Raw genomic sequence first — 16,991 nt, 5'->3', positions numbered from 1 at the left:
AAGCGCGCCGCAGGTGTGTGCGGTCAGCCTGACGTTGGTCGGGCGCGTGGGCATTCGGGAGGTTGGTGGGTGATGGAGGTCCGCCTGGTCAGCTCGTCAGCGTGTACACGGTGGTGTTGCCGACGGTGCTTGCCGTGTAGTTGGCCTCGACCCAGGACTGGATCTCGCTCGCGGCGGACGATCCGCCGGCTCGGCCGCCTTGGCCGCCTGCGATGTAGTACGAGATCTTGCCCTCGGCTACCCATTGCTGGAACTGGGAGAGGGTAGGCGCGTCGTCGGTGCCGCTGAAGCCGCCGATGGCGATGACGGCCTTGCCGGTGGCGAGCTCGAGGGATGCGGCCGACTGGGACCCGCTGGTTGCGGCGGCCCAGGTCGTGGTCGTCTTCGACAGCAGAGCCGTCAGCTCACTGCTCGCCGAAGCATCCCCACCCATTCCACCCGGCACCCCACCCGGGCCCGAAAACCCGGACGAATCGGACGAGGCGGCGGTGCCGGCGGTGCCGGACGACCCGGCGGTGCCGGCGGTGCCGGACGCGCCGGAGGAGGCGGCTGCGCCGGAGGTGCCGGAGGACCCGGCGGTGCCGGAGGTGCCGGAGGTGCCGGAGGACCCGGCGGTGCCGGCGGTGCCGGACGCGCCGGAGGAGGCGGCTGTGCCGGAGGACCCGGCGGTGCCGGCGGTGCCGGCGGTGCCGGACGCGCCGGACGCGCCGGAGGAGGCGGCGGTGCCGGACGAGCCGGACGAGCCGGCGGTGCCAGACGACCCGGACGACCCGGACGACCCGGAGGTGTTGGAGGTGGCGGACGACCCGGCGGTGCCGGAAGTGTCGGTGGTGTCGGTGGAGCCGGTGGAGCTGTTGGTTGGGGGTTGGGGGTCTGTGGGTGCAGTGCTGCGGGCGGCCATTCGGCCGGGCATCGCGCTGGTGGTTGGGCCGGATGTTGGGATGGAGCCGTTGTGGGTTTGTGAAGCGGTGGACGCGGCGTACGCCGTGCTGCCGAGGCCTAGTGACACAGTGGCGGCGAGGATCGCCGCAGGAAGGGTGCGTTGGATTCGGCGGCCAGTGAGCAGTAGGGCGGCTGCGACGGCGCCTACCACGACAACCACGTACTTGGCCCACGGAGCGAAGTCGGGTGTCCGGGTCAGCAGCACGTAGTCCCACGCCGCCGTCGACGCGACCATTGCTGCCAGCAACCACCGGTGCCGCCGCCCGAGCCACGCGCCGAGCGCCACCAGCGCGGCGATCGCGGGAGCGAGTGCGACCGCGTAGTACGGATGCACCGTCCCGCTCATGAAGCTGAACACCCCGGCCGTGACCAGCAGCCACCCACCCCAGAGCACCAGCCCAGCACGCATCAGGTCGGTGCGCGGCGCCCGCCGGGTCACCCACAGCCCGCCCGCCAGCGCGATCAACGCGGCCGGCAGCAACCACGAGATCTCGGCCCCGAAGGCATCACCGAACATCCGCGTGATCCCCGGACTCCCACCAAAACCAGTACTCCCGCCACCACCGCCACCGTTCCCGGCCCCGCCCAGCAGCCGCCCCAGCCCGTTGTACCCCAGCGCCAGCTCCAGCAGCGAGTTGTTGGTCGACCCACCGATGTACGGCCGGCTCGACGCCGGCCACAACTCCACCAGCGCGACATACCACCCGGCACTCGCGACCACCGCACCCAACGCCGCAACAAGATGCAGCAACCGCCGCCGAAACGACGTCGGCGCCGCGATCAGATAAGCCAGCCCGAACCCCGGCAACACCAGGAACGCCTGCCCCATCTTGGTCAGAAACGCGAACCCGACCGCCACCCCGGCGAGCATCAACCACCGAGCAGACGCACGCTCCAACGCTCGTACGACGAAGTACGCCGCGGTCACCATCAGCAGCACCAGCAACGCGTCCGGGTTGTTGAAGCGGAACATCAGTACGGCGACCGGCGTCAAAGCCAGCGCACTCCCCGCGACCAGTCCCGCGACCGGCCCGGCGACCCGCTTGACCGTCAGGTACAACAGCCCGACCGCCGCGATCCCCATGAACGCCTGCGGCGCGAGCACGGTGAAGCTGTTGAACCCGAACACCCGCGCGAACGCCGTCGCCACCCACAGCGCGCCCGGCGGCTTGTCGACCGTGATCGCGTTCCCCGCGTCGAGCGACCCGAACAGCCAGGCCTTCCAGCTCTGCGTGCCGGCGAGTTCCGCGGCGGCGTAGAAGCTGTTCCCGTACCCGGACGCGGTGAGGTTCCACAGGTAGAGGAACGCCGTACCGACGAGCATCACCAGCGCGGCCGGCCGGATGTACGCCGCCTGCGCGGCCGGCCCGCGCATCAGTCGCCGCAGCCTGCCGGGCGGGGGCGGACCCGCGGCGGGTGGTTCGGCGGTACGAGCGGGTCGGTCGAGCAGCGTGGTCATGATCGTCTCCAGGTCGGCGTACGGCTTCCACTGGTGACGATGGCAACTGGGTCTTCGGCCGCCCTGGACGGCGGCTGGGAGCTCACTGGGAGCCGGGAATGCGCGGGCTCTTGCCCCTGTTCGAGGAGATAGTTTATTCTTGAACTACCGACCAGCGAGGAGCACATCATGCCCGCCGTGACCGTCAGCGACATCACCGTCCTGCCCCGCATCAGCGAGCAGGACCCGGCCGTGGTGCGGGAGCGCGCCGTGAAGTCGGTGACGTCCGCGCCGAGCGGCTACGAGGGCGAGGGCTTCCCAGTCCGGCGGGCCTTCGCGGGCGTGGACCTGCGCGACCTGGACCCGTTCATCCACATGGACCAGATGGGCGAGGTCGAGTACGCGCCGGGTGAGCCGAAGGGCACACCGTGGCACCCGCACCGCGGCTTCGAGACCGTCACCTACATGCTCGACGGGATCATGGAGCACCAGGACTCCACCGGCGGTGGCGGCGTGATCTCCAACGGTGACACGCAGTGGATGACGGCCGGCAGCGGCCTGCTGCACATCGAGACGCCGCCGGAGCACCTGGTGGTGAGCGGCGGCCTGTTCCACGGCATCCAGCTCTGGGTGAACCTGCCGAAGGCGCTCAAGTGGGCCCCGCCGCGCTACCAGGACATCCGCGGCGGCGACTCCGCCCTGCTGTCCACGCCCGACGGCGGTTCGCTGATCCGGGTCATCGCCGGCTCGGTCGACGGCCACAACGGCCCGGGTTCGACCCACACCCCGATCACGCTGGTGCACGCGACGGTCAGCCCCGGCGCGGAGATGGTGCTTCCGTGGCAGCCGGACTACAACGCTCTCGTCTACGTGCTGGCAGGCCAGGGCACGGTCGGGTCCGAGCGCCGCCCGATCCGCAAGGGTCAACTGGCGGTCTTCGGTCCCGGCGACACCATCCGTACGGCGGCGAGCACGTCGCAGCCGCAGGCGGAGCCGAACCTCGACGTCCTGGTGATCGGCGGCCGCCCGATCCGGGAGCCGATCGCGATGGCCGGGCCGTTCGTGATGAACACCCGCGCCGAGGTCATCCAGGCCTTCGAGGACTTCCAGGCGGGCAAGCTCGGCACCATCCCCGCGGTCCACGGCGCCCCGACCGAACTGCGCAGTACCGAATAGTTGCTCTGGACACCCGGAATCTCCGGATCTACCTTCACAGCAAGGGGATTCGGGGATGCAGGGGACATCATGTCCAGATTCAGGAAGCTTGTGCTCGTCGTGTCCGCGGTGGCACTGACGGGAGTCTGCGCACCGGCGAAGGAGCGGTCTTCGTCGTCGCCACGGTCACCAATGCGCTCTTCCGGGTGCCGAGGGGGACGGTCATCGGCTCGCGCTGGGCAACGCCCGCTTCGACCTCGGCTTCCCGCCACCGCTCGGACCCGGTGCGCTACCTGGCACGGACTTCGACGTGGTCCGGCTCGGCAAGCCCTGATCAGCCTTCGGGGTAGAACAGGAACAGCGTGCAGCCCTGCGCGGACTGCGGGACGTGGGACGACCCGGCCGGAGCGTGGATGAAGGAGCCGGCCGGGTAGTCGCGGGTGCCGTCGTTGAAGACGCCGTCGACGACGAAGACCTCCTCGGGGCCGGGGTCGTGGACGTCGATACCTTCCCAGCGTGAGCCTGGCTCCATCTGCAGGACGAACGCCTTGGCGACCGTCCCGGACCAGAGCGAGCGCAATCTGATGCCCGGGAAGAGTTCGCGGACCGGTGCGTCGTCGACGGACGCCCATTCGTAGGTCTCCATACGTCCGATCCTGGCGGTGTGCACAGGTTTGTCCCCAGTGTCTGGATAGTCCTGGTGAGGTACTTTTCTGCCATGCACCGTGTCCTCGCGCTGGTGACCGCGCCGCAGGCGAGTTTCGAGCTCGGGTGTGCGGCCGCGGTCTTTCGCGACGCGCCGTACCGGTTCGGCGTGTGCACCGAGGAGCCGGGCAACATCCGCACCACCGAGGGTTTCGACATGGTGGTCACATCCGGGCTGCGCGCTCTCGACCGGGCCGGCACAATCGTCGTGCCGGGCTGGTTGCCGGTCAACCGCGAGCCGACGCCCGCGGTCGTCCGCGCACTCACCCGGGCCCATCGGCGCGGGGCCCGGCTGGTCAGCATCTGCTCGGGGGCGTACCTGCTCGCCGCGACCGGGCTGCTCGACGGGCGCCGCGTGGCGACACATTGGCGGTACGCCGAGGAGCTGCAGCGCCGATTCCCCGCCGTGCACGTGGATGCGGATGTGCTGTACATCGACCACGGCGACATCGCGTCGAGTGGCGGGTCGGGGACGGGGATCGACCTCTGCCTGCATCTGGTACGGCGGGATCAGGGCGCGGCGTATGCGGCCCGGGTCGCGGGGCGGATGGTGATGCCGCCGCATCGCGAAGGCGGTCAGACGCAGTACCGCTCCGCGAGCCCGGAACCGAAGGCGGGCGGCGAGTCGTTGGGCGAACTCCTGGCGTGGGCAGGGGAGCGGTTGGGGGAGCCGATCACGGTCGACGACCTGGCCCGGCGCGGAAACGTGTCGGCGCGGACCTTGGCTCGCCGGTTCGAGCAGCAGCTGGGGATGGCGCCGGGGCAGTGGCTGCTGGCCCAGCGGGTCGCCAGAACACGTGTTCTGCTGGAGGAAACGGACCTTTCCGTCGAGGCTATCGCCGCCCGGGTCGGCCTCTCGTCCGCGACCAACCTGCGCAGACGATTCCGCGCCGCGCTGCACACCACCCCGAGCGCCTACCGGCGGGCCTATCAGGGAATGTAGTCACCGGTGTCGTCGAGCGTGATGTAGTGCTCGAGGCGCGCGTCGTCCGGGTCGGCGCCGTACAGTTCGACGAAGCGCCGGGCGGCGGGCAGGCCGCCGTACTGCGGGTTGAGGCCGCCGCGGAGGCTCTTGAACATGAGCGCGAGGTCCAGGTAGCGGTCGCCGGTCCCGAGCCGGCTGAGGTCGAGGACGCCGGCGAAGCGGAGCGTGACCGGGTCGATGAAGACGTTCGGTGCCGCGTAATCCCCGTGCGTCACGGCGGAACCCGCGCCGGGGAACGGGGACGGGAACGGGCAGCCCGAGAGCTCGTCGAGATCACGAAGGCCTTCGGCCAGCGCGGCCAGGACCGCGGGACGGTCCGCTGCGGGCCAGTTCTGTGAGGCGTCCCGGCCGGCGAGCTCCGTGGTCAGCAGCCAGTTGTTGCCGCGGTCAACGATCCGTGGGCAGAGGAATCCGGTCGACGCGAGCCAGGACAGCCGGTCGGCCTCGAGATCGACACCTGCTCCGGCCTTGTAATACAGGCGTTCCCGGCCTTGGCTGAGCCTGACGACGGTCGCGCCGGAGAAACCGACGTGGACCGGTTCGGCGTGATCGGCGCCGAACCGGTCCTGGAGAGCAGAGAGATCCACTCAGCGAAGGTTACGGTGCAACGCCGAGATCAGCTCCCCCTTTTCGGTGTCGCCGTCGAGCGACCAGATCATCGCCCCACCCAGGTCGCGGTGCGAGATGTACTGCGCCTTGCGCTTCATCTCGACCGGATCGTCCCAGGTCCAGAACGTCGTACCGTCGAACAGCCAGGCGAACCCGGCACGGTTGTCGCGGTAGACGGTGTAGTTGGCCAGCTGTGCCTTCAGGTAGCGGTAGTCCTCGGTACCGGCGTCGAACGTCGACGGCGCCGGACCGGTCGACGGCTGGAACAGGCCGTGGTTCTGGTCGGTCACACCGGTCCAGCCGTGCGAGTAGAACGGCACGCCCATCACCAGCTTGCTCCGCGGCGCGCCGCGGGACAGGTATGCGTCGATCGTCACCTGCGAGCTGAACTCGGGTGTGGTCGGATCACCGGCCGGACCGTCGATCGCGGACTGCTGATTGGTGGTCGTCTCCCACGGGCCGTGGTAGTCGTAGCCCTGCGTCGTACCGAACGTCAGGTCCTTGAACAGCTGCCGGACTTCGAAGCCGCGGTCGATCATCGCCGGGTTCGCGGGCAGGAACGCGGTCAGGTCGTGCCGGCCCGGGAGCCGGTCGAGCTGCTTGCGGTACTCGTGCACCAGCGCGGTGAAGTTCTGCTTGTCCTCCGGCCGGATCACGTTGCCCGGGTTGCCCTCGCTGGCCGGCCACTCCCAGTCCAGGTCGATGCCGTCGAAGATCCCCTTCGCGGCGCCGGCGGGCAGACCGGGCAGATTGCCCTTCACCCACAGGTCCAGACACGACTTCACGTGGGCGGCTCGTGAGGCCGGCGTGAGCGCCGCGTCGGAGAAGTGCGCCGAGCCGGTCCAGCCGCCGAGCGAGATGCTGATCCGGAGCTTCGGGTACTTCTGCTTGAGTTGCCTGAGCTGGTTGAGATTGCCGTTGAGCACCTGTCCGGGCTCGTCGGCCTTGCCGTTCACACTCTGCTCGGCGGTGAACGGCCGCTGGTAGTCGGCCCACGGGTCGCTGCTGTAACAGTTCCCCTGGGCGTCGACGAAGCCGAACGCGTAGTTGATCTGGGTCAGCCGGGCGGCGGACCCGTTCTTCACCAGATCGCTGACCAGGAAGTTCCGGCCGTACCCACTCCAGTTGGTGTAGTAGCCCACCACTCGCTTGTCGCTGCCGTGTGCTTCGGCAGGCACGGCGACAGTCGTTGGAACGACCATCGCGGCTGCCGCCAGCAGCCCCACACTCCGACGCCTCATAACACCCCCATCGGACGGTTCCTGCGGCCACAGTAGGACCACCACCCGACTTAGGCAATGACTCTGCGAAAACTAGAATGCCGGTATGACGACTGTTGCCGGCGATCTCGCGCCGTCCGGGGCACTGCGGGCCTCGATCAATCTGGGGAATCCGGTGCTGGCGCAGGGCACGGCGGAGGCGCCGGCCGGCGTGACCGTCGACATCGCGCGGGAGCTGGCCGCGCGGCTGGAGCTGCCGTTGGAGCTGGTCTGCTTCGACGCGGCGCGGAAGTCGTTCGAGGCGATGACGACCGGCCGGGCGGATCTCTGCTTCCTCGCGATCGACCCGGCGCGCGCGACCGAGGTCGCCTTCACCGCGCCGTACGTCGTGATCGAGGGCGTGTACGCCGTACCGCGGGAGTCCGCGCTGACGACGGTCGCCGAGGTCGACGCGCCGGGGGTGCGGATCGGCGTGAAGCAAGGCTCGGCGTATGACCTGTACCTGACGAGGTCGTTGCAGCAGGCCACGGTCGTCCGGGGCGCGGAGGGCGTCGACGTGTTCCGCGCCGAGGGGCTGGAGGCGGCGGCCGGCATCCGTCAGCCGATCACCCGGTATGTCGCCGGGAATCCGGACCTGCGCCTCATCGACGAGCGCTTCATGCAGATTCAGCAGGCCGTCGGCACTGCGAAGTCGAAGCGCCCGGAGACCGTTGCCTACCTCCACGACCTGATCGAGGACCTCAAGTCCTCGGGTTTCGTCGCCGCGTCTCTGGCTGCCTCCGGCCAGGCCGACGCCACCGTTGCCCCCTAGCCTGACTCCGCCTGCCTTTACGGGCAGTGACGAGGCAACAACCTGCCGTGGCAGGAGGTTCGGGCAACTATTCGGTAGGGTCCGGACATCTATCGGTGAGTGGCCGCGTGACTCCGCTGTGTAAGTGGTCTGGTGCGGTCACCGTGAGGACAACCGATTCGGGAGGGACTCATCGTGGGATCCACACCACGATCGAGGCGCTTCGGCATTGCCGCCGTCGCCTCGATCGTCGCCTTCGGGCTCGTCGTACCGAACCAAGCCATCGCAGGCACACCACCGTCTGCCGAAGAGCCGGCGACCAAGGACCAGAGCGTCACGCTGATCACCGGTGACCGCGTCACGCTGCGCGGCGGGGATCCCGCCCGCGCCTCGATCCGGCCCGGCGACGGCCGTACCGGCGTCGCGTTCAACTCGTACCGCTCGAAGGGCCACCTGTACGTCGTACCGTCCGACGTCGGCGCCCGCGTGGCCGGCGGCAAGCTCGACAGCCGGCTGTTCGACGTGACCGCGCTGATCAAGGACGGGTACGGCGACAGGCTGCCGCTGATCATCACGTACACCGGTAAGGCGCGCAGCGCCGTGCCAGGCGCGACCGTCAAGCGTCAACTGCCCGTCATCAACGGCGCCGCACTGACCGCGAGCAAGGAATCCAAGGTCCTGAGCCAGCCGGGGATCGACAAGGTCTGGCTCGACGGCAAGCGCAAGGTCACGCTGGACCAGTCGGTCCCGCAGATCGGTGCGCCGACCGCCTGGCAGGCCGGCTACACCGGCAAGGGCATCCCGGTCGCGGTCCTGGACACCGGTATCGACAAGTCGCACCCGGACCTCGCCACCCAGGTGGCCGGCGGCAAGAACTTCACCGAGTCGCCCGACGGTGACCACTTCGGTCACGGCACCCACGTCGCCTCGACGATCGCCGGTACGGCGGCCGCGTCGAGCGGCAAGTACAAGGGCGTCGCGCCGGACGCGAAGCTGTACGACGGCAAGGTCTGCGACGACTTCGGCGGCTGCCAGGACTCCGCGATCCTGGCCGGGATGGAGTGGGCCGCGACCGAGGTGAAGGCGAAGGTCGTCAACCTCAGCCTCGGCGGCACCGACACCCCGGGCATCGACCCGCTCGAGGAGGCCGTGAACAGGCTGACCGCACGGACCGGCACCCTGTTCGTGATTGCCGCCGGCAACGACGGCCCGACGGAGCGGACCGTCGGTTCGCCGGGTAGCGCGGATTCCGCGCTCACCGTCGGCGCGGTCGACAAGCAGAACCAGTTGGCGGAGTTCTCCAGCCGCGGCCCGCGCGTCGGCGACGGCGCCGTGAAGCCGGACATCAGTGCGCCCGGTGTTTCGATCGTGGCCGCGAAGGCGAAAGACTCGATCATCGGCGAGCCGGTGGGCGACGACTACCTGCGCCTCGACGGGACGTCGATGGCGACGCCGCACGTCGCCGGGTCCGCCGCGATCCTCGCCCAGGAGCACCCGAACTGGAAGGCCGCCGAGCTCAAGGGCGCGCTGATGGGAGCGGCCGAGCCGGCCGCGGACCAGACCGCGTTCGAGCAGGGCGCCGGCCGGGTAGATGTTGCCAAGGGCATCAAGCAGACCGTGATCGCCGAGCCGGGCAACGTCTCGTTCGGTACCGCGGTGTGGCCGCACGACGACGACGCGCCGGTGACCAGGATCGTGACGTACCGCAACCTCGGCGCCCAGCCGGTGACCCTGGACCTGGCCGCGTCGCTGAACGGTCCGGACGGCGCCGCGGCCCCGGCCGGGGCGCTGAAGCTCAGCGCCACCACGGTCACGGTTCCCGCGGGCGGGACGGCCACGGTCCAGGCGACCTCGAACACCAAGCACAGCGGACCGGACGGGTTGTACTCCGGCCGGCTGACCGCGACCGCCGGCGGCATCGGCGTGACGTCGGCGATCGGCGTCGAGAAGGAGAAGGAGAGCTACACGCTCACCGTGAAGTCGGTCGGTCCGGACGGCAAGCCGGCTCCGTTCGACGGCGTGCTGAGCGCGATCGACCGGAACCTGTTCCAGTTCCTCGGCGACGGCAGCGACACGCTCGAGCTGCGGCTGCTGAAGGGCGAGTACCTGGTACAGAACAGCCAGTACGTCGAGCAGCCGGACGGCAACTTCGTCAGCTACGCCCTGGTGCAGCCCTCGATCAAGCTGACCAAGGACACCACGGTGGTCTTCGACGCGCGGACGGCGAAGCTGGTCAAGGTGACCGTGCCGCAGGCCGGTGCGGAGGCCGCGCTCGCCGACGTCGGGTTCGACCGCCTGTCCCCGGACGGCGCGTACGGCCTGAGCTACTCGGGCCTGTCGTTCGGATTCGGTCCGATGTACACCGCGCAGGTCGGGTCCGAGGTGTTCCCGCTCGAACAGTTCACCGGCCATGTCGCGTCGCAGTGGGCGAAGCCGGACGCGAACGGGTCGTTCGACGACTCGCCGTACTTCGTGGGTCAACTCGACACGTTCCCGGGACGGTACCCGACCGGCTTCGTGCGCGCCGTCAAGGCGCAGGAACAGGCCGTGGTCCGGCAGACCGTCAACGCCACCAGCGACCGGGCGCACGAGCGGGTCGTGATGGGGATCGGGCCGGGGATGCGCGGCGCCTGGTCGACCGTGCTCACCTACGGCAAGGCCCCGCTGACCACGACGGTGTACGCCGACGGCAAGCCGGCCACCTGGCAGACGGAGATCGACGAGATCGTCCCGAGCCCGGATCCGGAGGACCCGTTCCCGCAGACGATCAGCCAGCTGACGTCGCCGTCGAAGGAGTACCGGGCCGGCAGGTCGTACGACGAGCGGTTCAACGCGGCCGCCTTCACGATCGCGCCGGGCGAGGCGTTCCGGACCGGCGACGACCTGCTCGCGTCCGTGTACGGCGTCGGTGACGCGGACGGGAACGGCGGGTTCATCGCCACCGACTCGGCGTCCAGCAAGCTGATCCGGGACGGCAAGGTCGTCGCCGAGTCGCCGTACTTCGGGTACGTCGAGGCGACCGGGCTGCCGGCTGCGAGGACGAAATACACGCTGGAGGCGACACAGACGCAGTCGCAGAGCCCGTTCGCGACGCGGACCGACCTGCGCTGGACGTTCAGCTCGGCGACCACTGCGGAGCGGACCGAACTGCCGCTGCTGGGGATCCGCTACCAACCGACCGTCGACGATCACAACGTGGCCGGGCGCAGGCCGGTGACCGTTCTGCCGGTCGTGCTGGACGCACAGGCCGGTCAGCAACTGCCGGCGATTCGGAAGCTGACCGTCCAGGTGTCGGGTGACGACGGCAAGACCTGGCAGGACGCCGCGGTCGCGCCGATCGGCCACGGCCGGTACAAGGCGATCTTCAAGACGCCGGCCGGTCAGTTCGTCTCGTTGCGGTCGCACCTGGTCGACGGCGCCGGCAACCTAACGGACCTGACCGTAATCAGGTCGTACCGAATGAACTGATGCAACCCTGAAGGTCGGTCGGGGCGTTTAGCAGGTGCGCAGACAACCGACTTTTGGGGTGAGGCTGTGAGTTCGAGATCCATGCGCAGAGGAACGCCCGCGATCGCCGTCCTGGCGGTCGCGGGCCTTGCTGTCGGGGCCGTGACACCGGCTCAGGCGGAACCGGCAGCGCCACTGGCACCCGCGGCACAGGCGGCCGCCGGTGGCAAGAACGTCAGCGTCACACTGATCACCGGCGACCGGGTGCTGCTGCCCGGTGGCGATGTCTCCAAGCTGAGCGTCGAGCCGGGCTCCGGCCGGGAGAACGTCCGCTTCGTCAAGCAGCGGTTCCGCGGGCACGCGTACGTGATCCCGGCCGACGTCAGCAAGGACGTCGGCAGCGGCCGGATCGACCGCCGGCTGTTCGACGTCGCCGAGCTGGTGAAGAACGGGTACGACGACGCGTCGACGAGCACGATCCCGGTGCTCACGACGTACGCCGGGAACGCCGCCGCGAAGCGTGCCGTGCCGGCCGGCGCGAAGGTCACGCGGCAGCTGCCGTCGATCAGTGGCACGGCGATGAAGGTCACCAAGAGCAGTGCGAAGAACTTCATCGGAACCGCCGGCTTCAGCAAGCTGTGGCTGGACGGCAAGCGCAAGGTACTGCTGGACCAGTCGGTGCCGCAGATCGGCGGACCGGTCGCCTGGCAGGCCGGATACACCGGCAAGGGCGTGTCCGTCGCGGTCCTCGACACCGGGGTGGACGCGACGCATCCCGATCTCGCACCGCAGATCGCCGGCGCGAAGAACTTCACCACTGAGTCCGCCGACGACGTGGTCGGACACGGCACGCATGTCGCGTCGACGATCGCGGGCACCGGCGCCGCGTCCGACGGGCGCTACAAGGGGGTCGCGCCGGACGCGCGGATCTACGACGGCAAGATCTGCGAGGTCTACGGCTGCGAGGAGTCCGCGATCCTGGCCGGTATGGAGTGGGCCGCGACCGAGGTCAAGGCGAAGATCGTCAACCTCAGCATCGGCGGCCCGGACTCACCGGAGCTCGACCCGGTCGAGGAGGCCCTGAACCGGTTGACCGCGCAGACCGGCACGCTGTTTGTCGTTGCTGCGGGCAACAGTGGCCCGAGTGACGGGACGATCGAGTCACCGGGCAGTGCGGACGCCGCGCTGACGGTCGGCAACGTCACCAAGCAGGACCAGCTCAACGAGACCTCCAGCCGCGGTCCGCGGATCGGCGACAGCGCGCTGAAGCCGGACGTGACCGCGCCCGGCACCGACATCGTGGCCGCGAAGTCGAAGGACTCCTCGATCGGTGAGCCGGTCGGCGACCGGTACCTGCGGCTGTCCGGTACGTCGATGGCCACGCCGCACACCGCCGGCGCGGCCGCGATCCTGCTCCAGGAGCACCCGTCCTGGACACCGGCCGAGCTGAAGGCCGCGTTGATGGGGTCGGCGAAGGTAGCGGCCGACCAGACGTCGTTCCAGCAGGGCGCCGGACGGATCGACCTGACGACGGCGATCAAGCAGACCGTGGTCTCCGAGCCTGGCAGCGTGTCGTTCGGCCTGGCCGCCTTCCCGCACAACGACGACCAGCCGGTCACCCGCGAGGTGTCCTTCCGCAACCTCGGCGACGCCCCGGTCACGCTCTCGCTGTCCTCGGTCCTGGCCGGCCCGGACGGCGCGGCGGCTCCGGCCGGTGCGTTGAAGCTGAGCGCCGACTCGGTCACTGTTCCGGCCGGCGGTACGGCATCCGTCCAGGCGACGTCGGACACCACGCTCGGCGGCGCGGACGGACTGTACAGCGGCCGGATCACCGCCACGGGAGGCGGCCAGACCGTCGTCGTACCGGTCGGGGTCGACAAGGAGGGGCCGTCGTACAACCTGACCGTCAAGATGGTGATGCGCGACGGCAAGCCCGACGTGGACTACCCGGTCAGCGTCTTCGGTGTCGACACCGACGTCGTGTCATTCTCGAACATGCCGGATGAGACCGGCACCTACACCGTCCGGCTGCCGCAGGGTGAGTACACCGTCGACACGTTCCAGGAGTTCGAGCGCGGTCCGGAGGACTGGATCTTCTTCACGCTCGTCGCGCCGAGTGTGAAGCTCACGTCGGACCAGACCGTCGTGCTGGACGCGCGGAAGGCGGAGCAGGTCAAGACCTCGGTCCCCGATCCGACCGCGAAGCAGGCGAACTCGGGGATCGGGTTCGACCGGAAGATCAAGACCGGGATCTACACCTACAGCGCCAGCGGCTTCCTGTCCAGCATGTTCACCTACAATGCCGGGCCGAAGCTGCCGGCGGACCAGTTGACCGGGCACGTGACGTCGCAGTGGGGCGTCCCCGGCGAGGACGGGCTCTACACCAATACGCCGTACCTGTACGGCATCGCGAATTACTTCCCGGGCGACTTCCCGACCGGATTCGACCGGAAGGTGAAGCAGTCCGACCTGGCGACCGTCGACGCGACAGTCAACTCCGCCGACGGCAAGCGCCTGTTCAAGATGTTGTTCCCGATCGGGCCGAACGGCGACAGCGGCTGGGCACGCGTCATCCGCCTCGACCCCGCGCGGACCATCCGGTACTACGTCGACGAGACGCCGTACGGCTTCGGTGGCGCGACCGAGGAGGACACGGACGGCTCCGACTTCCCGTTCGGCGCCTGGTCGCTGGAAGGCAGGTCGATGCCGTACAAGGCCGGGCGGTACTACCGGGAGCGGTGGAACGCGGCCGTGTTCGCCCCGGCGGTGCGCGCCGCGACGCGGTCGGCGGGGGAGCTCGGCATCTCGCTGTACACGCTCACCGACGCGGACGGGCACGTCGGCAGGATCGATTCGACCGGCAGCACGAAGCTGTACCGGGACGGGACCGAGGTCGGATCCTCGGACCGGTTCGGGTTGGTCAGCGTCGCGGATCAGCCGGCCGGTCAGGCGTCGTACAAGCTGGTCACGACCGGCACGCAGGAGATCTGGCCGTTCTCGACGCGGATGGACCTGGAGGCGACGTTCACGTCGTCCGCGGACCAGCAGACCATCCCGATCCACACGGTCGGCTTCCGGCCGGACGTGGACGGGAACAACGCGATGGCGCGCACACCGGTCACGACACTGCCGTTCGAGGTCAAGGGCGGCGCGGTCGCGAAGGTCAAGATCGAGTACTCCGCCGACGGCGGCGCGACCTGGCGCCAGGCAGCGGTCGCCGGCGGTAAGGCGATCTTCGCGACGCCGGCCGGCAAGGCCGTCTCGTTGCGCTCGACGGCGACGGACGCGGCCGGGAACAGCACGAAGCAAACCGTGATCGCCGCCTACGCGCTGCGGTGAGAACAGCAGAACGCCCCCGGGACCGCGTCCCGGGGGCGTTCTGTGCTGTCAAGGTGCTGTCAGGGGTGTGGTCAGCCGATCAGGCCGAGCTCCTTGACCGCGTCGCGCTCCTCGCCGAGCTCGGCGACCGACGCGTCGATCTTGCCGCGGGAGAACTCGTTGATGTCCAGGCCCTGGACGATCTCCCAGTTGCCGTCCTTGGTGGTCACCGGGAACGACGAGATCAGGCCCTCCGGGACGTCGTACGAACCGTCGGAGACGACCGCCATCGACAGCCAGTCGCCGTCGGCCGAGCCCTTCAGCCAGTCGCGGGTGTGGTCGATCGTGGCGGCCGCGGCGGAGGCCGCCGAGGACGCGCCGCGGGCCTCGATGATCGCGGCGCCGCGCTTCTGCACGGTCGGCAGGAAGTCGTTCTCCACCCAGGCCTGGTCGTTGACGACCTCGGCCGCGTTCTTGCCGGCCACCTCGGCGTGGAAGATGTCCGGGTACTGCGTCGCGGAGTGGTTGCCCCAGATGGTGAGCTTCTTCAGGTCGGTGACGTGCGTGCCGGTCTTCTTCGCCAGCTGCGCCAGCGCCCGGTTGTGGTCCAGCCGGGTCAGCGCGGAGAACCGCTCGGCCGGGATGTCCGGCGCGTTGCTCTTCGCGATCAGCGCGTTGGTGTTCGCCGGGTTGCCGGTGACGGTGATCCGGACGTCGTCCGCGGCGTGCTCGTTCAGCGCCTTGCCCTGGACGGTGAAGATCGCGCCGTTGGCCTCCAGCAGGTCACCGCGCTCCATCCCCTTGGTGCGCGGCCGCGCACCCACCAGTAGCGCGACGTTGACACCGTCGAACACGACATTCGGGTCGTCGCCGATCTCGATGCCGGCGAGCGTCGGGAAGGCCGAGTCCTCGAGCTCCATCACCACACCCTCGAGCGCCTTCAGCGCCGGGGTGATCTCCAGCAGCCGCAGCTCCACCGGCGTGTCGGGGCCGAGCAGCGCTCCGCTCGCGATCCGGAACAGCAGGCTGTAACCGATATTCCCCGCGGCCCCGGTAACGGCCACCTTCACCGGTGTAGTGCTCACGACTCGCTCCTAGCTCATCCGATTGTGTGCTTCGGACGCTAGCAAGCCTCGCGCCGAGGTCCAACGCTGGGTTGCTCACATTCCGGGCGATCGTTCACCGTGCGGCTACTCGGGGGACTCCGGCATGCCGGAAGGTTGCGCCCAGTCCCTGACTTGTTAGGAGAGTCTCATGAAGCTGCCTCGCCGGCTGGTCCCCGTGGCCGCCTCGTCGCTCGCGGTCGCCGCGGCCGTCGTCGTACCGCAGGCCGTGCCGTCCACCGGACCTGCCGCTCCCGCGGCCGTCCAGGCGAGCAAGCACGACGACTTCGTGATCGTCGGGCACCGGGGCGCGTCCGGCTACCGGCCCGAGCACACGCTGGCGTCGTACGAGCTGGCCGCCCGGATGGGTGCCGACTTCATCGAGCCGGACCTGGTCACCACCAAGGACCGGGTACTGGTCGCGCGGCACGAGCCGGAGATCGGCGGTACGACGGACGTCGCCGCCCACCCGAAGTTCGCGGGCCGGAAGACGACCAAGCTGCTCGACGGTGTTGCCGTCACCGGCTGGTTCACCGAGGACTTCACGCTCGCCGAGCTGAAGACGCTGCGCGCGAAGGAGCGGATCCCCGCCACCCGGCAGCACAACACCGTGTTCGACGGGCACTACCAGATCCCGACTTTCCAGGAAGTGATCGACCTCAGCAAGCGGCTCTCCAAGGAGCTCGGACGCCCGGTCGGCATCTACCCGGAGACCAAGCACCCGACGTACTTCCGGCAGCAGGGCCTCGCGCTCGAGCCGGAGCTGGTGCGGACCCTGAACCGCAACGGCCTGAACCGGAAGGACGCGGGGGTCTACGTCCAGTCCTTCGAGGTCGGCAACCTGAAGGCGCTGACCAACGAGCTCCGCGTCCCGCTGGTGCAGCTGACCAGCTCCAGCGGTGCGCCGTACGACTTCGTGGTCTCCGGCGACAAGCGCACGTACGCCGACATCGTCAGTGCTCGCGGGCTGCGCGAGGTCGCGACGTACGCCGACGGCGTCGGCCCCAGCAAGGACCAGGTGATCCCGCTCGACGCGACCGGCAAGCTCGGCACGCCGACCGCTCTGGTCGCGGACGCGCACAAGGCCGGGCTGGTCGTCCACCCGTACACCTTCCGGGTCGAGAACACCTTCCTGCCGGCCGATTTCGACAGCTCCGCGGTGCCGTCGGACTCGGGCAACCTGTTCGGTGAGATCGCGGCGTACCGCAAGGCCGGTGTCGACGGCCTGTTCACCGACAACACCGACATCGCGGTGGCTGCGGAGAAGGAAGCCCGGTAG

The 16,991-nt window shown here is 69.4% G+C and carries 11 protein-coding genes; 6 read left to right on the top strand and 5 right to left on the bottom strand.

Features of this window, described 5'->3' with window-relative positions:
• Nucleotides 1-88 precede the first annotated feature (88 nt).
• The gene (locus ABZW60_RS04270) at nucleotides 89-2,401 is read right to left on the bottom strand and encodes a glycosyltransferase family 39 protein (protein WP_355473876.1); all 2,313 of its coding nucleotides are present in this window, start codon (nucleotides 2,399-2,401) and stop codon (nucleotides 89-91) included.
• A 168-nt stretch (nucleotides 2,402-2,569) separates the two neighbouring features.
• Here ABZW60_RS04270 and ABZW60_RS04265 point away from each other — a divergent pair, with 168 nt between their 5' ends.
• Nucleotides 2,570-3,556, top strand: coding sequence for a pirin family protein (locus ABZW60_RS04265; protein ID WP_355473875.1), 987 nt, complete (start codon nucleotides 2,570-2,572; stop codon nucleotides 3,554-3,556).
• Between the two features lie 313 nt (nucleotides 3,557-3,869).
• Here the strand turns inward: ABZW60_RS04265 and ABZW60_RS04260 are convergent, their stop codons facing one another.
• Nucleotides 3,870-4,181 (bottom strand): cupin domain-containing protein, encoded by a 312-nt coding sequence (locus ABZW60_RS04260; RefSeq protein ID WP_355473873.1) that lies wholly within the window; start codon nucleotides 4,179-4,181, stop codon nucleotides 3,870-3,872.
• Nucleotides 4,182-4,253: 72 nt separating this feature from the next.
• Here ABZW60_RS04260 and ABZW60_RS04255 point away from each other — a divergent pair, with 72 nt between their 5' ends.
• Nucleotides 4,254-5,183 carry a helix-turn-helix domain-containing protein gene (locus ABZW60_RS04255; protein ID WP_355473871.1) on the top strand — a complete coding sequence of 310 codons (930 nt, stop codon included), beginning with the start codon at nucleotides 4,254-4,256 and terminating at the stop codon, nucleotides 5,181-5,183.
• On the opposite strand, the gene ABZW60_RS04250 is transcribed toward ABZW60_RS04255, so the two are convergent.
• A complete protein-coding gene (locus tag ABZW60_RS04250; RefSeq protein ID WP_355473869.1) occupies nucleotides 5,171-5,812 on the bottom strand; it encodes a phosphotransferase in 642 nt (213 codons plus the stop codon). The genes ABZW60_RS04255 and ABZW60_RS04250 overlap by 13 nt on opposite strands.
• Nucleotides 5,813-7,012, bottom strand: coding sequence for a glycoside hydrolase family 18 protein (locus ABZW60_RS04245; RefSeq protein ID WP_355473867.1), 1,200 nt, complete (start codon nucleotides 7,010-7,012; stop codon nucleotides 5,813-5,815). It abuts the gene before it with no gap.
• Nucleotides 7,013-7,160: 148 nt separating this feature from the next.
• Between ABZW60_RS04245 and ABZW60_RS04240 the strand changes: the two genes are divergently transcribed.
• The 3 genes from ABZW60_RS04240 (at nucleotide 7,161) to ABZW60_RS04230 (ending at nucleotide 14,630) form a co-directional block, all read left to right on the top strand.
• Nucleotides 7,161-7,865: a transporter substrate-binding domain-containing protein gene (locus ABZW60_RS04240; protein ID WP_355473865.1), complete on the top strand. Its 705-nt coding sequence runs from the start codon at nucleotides 7,161-7,163 to the stop codon at nucleotides 7,863-7,865.
• A gap of 174 nt (nucleotides 7,866-8,039) precedes the next feature.
• A complete protein-coding gene (locus ABZW60_RS04235; protein WP_355473863.1) occupies nucleotides 8,040-11,312 on the top strand; it encodes a S8 family serine peptidase in 3,273 nt (1,090 codons plus the stop codon).
• A 66-nt stretch (nucleotides 11,313-11,378) separates the two neighbouring features.
• Nucleotides 11,379-14,630 carry a S8 family serine peptidase gene (locus tag ABZW60_RS04230; protein WP_355473862.1) on the top strand — a complete coding sequence of 1,084 codons (3,252 nt, stop codon included), beginning with the start codon at nucleotides 11,379-11,381 and terminating at the stop codon, nucleotides 14,628-14,630.
• Between the two features lie 71 nt (nucleotides 14,631-14,701).
• Here the strand turns inward: ABZW60_RS04230 and ABZW60_RS04225 are convergent, their stop codons facing one another.
• Nucleotides 14,702-15,694 carry a malate dehydrogenase gene (locus tag ABZW60_RS04225; protein WP_355473860.1) on the bottom strand — a complete coding sequence of 331 codons (993 nt, stop codon included), beginning with the start codon at nucleotides 15,692-15,694 and terminating at the stop codon, nucleotides 14,702-14,704.
• A gap of 169 nt (nucleotides 15,695-15,863) precedes the next feature.
• Here ABZW60_RS04225 and ABZW60_RS04220 point away from each other — a divergent pair, with 169 nt between their 5' ends.
• Complete coding sequence (locus tag ABZW60_RS04220) at nucleotides 15,864-16,991, top strand: glycerophosphodiester phosphodiesterase (protein ID WP_355473858.1); 1,128 nt, start codon at nucleotides 15,864-15,866, stop codon at nucleotides 16,989-16,991.

It is taken from the genome of Kribbella sp. NPDC003557 (assembly GCF_040610805.1).
Classification (GTDB): domain Bacteria; phylum Actinomycetota; class Actinomycetes; order Propionibacteriales; family Kribbellaceae; genus Kribbella.
The sequence above is the reverse complement of the archived record's forward strand: the minus strand, read 5'-3'. Positions and strand labels throughout refer to the sequence as shown.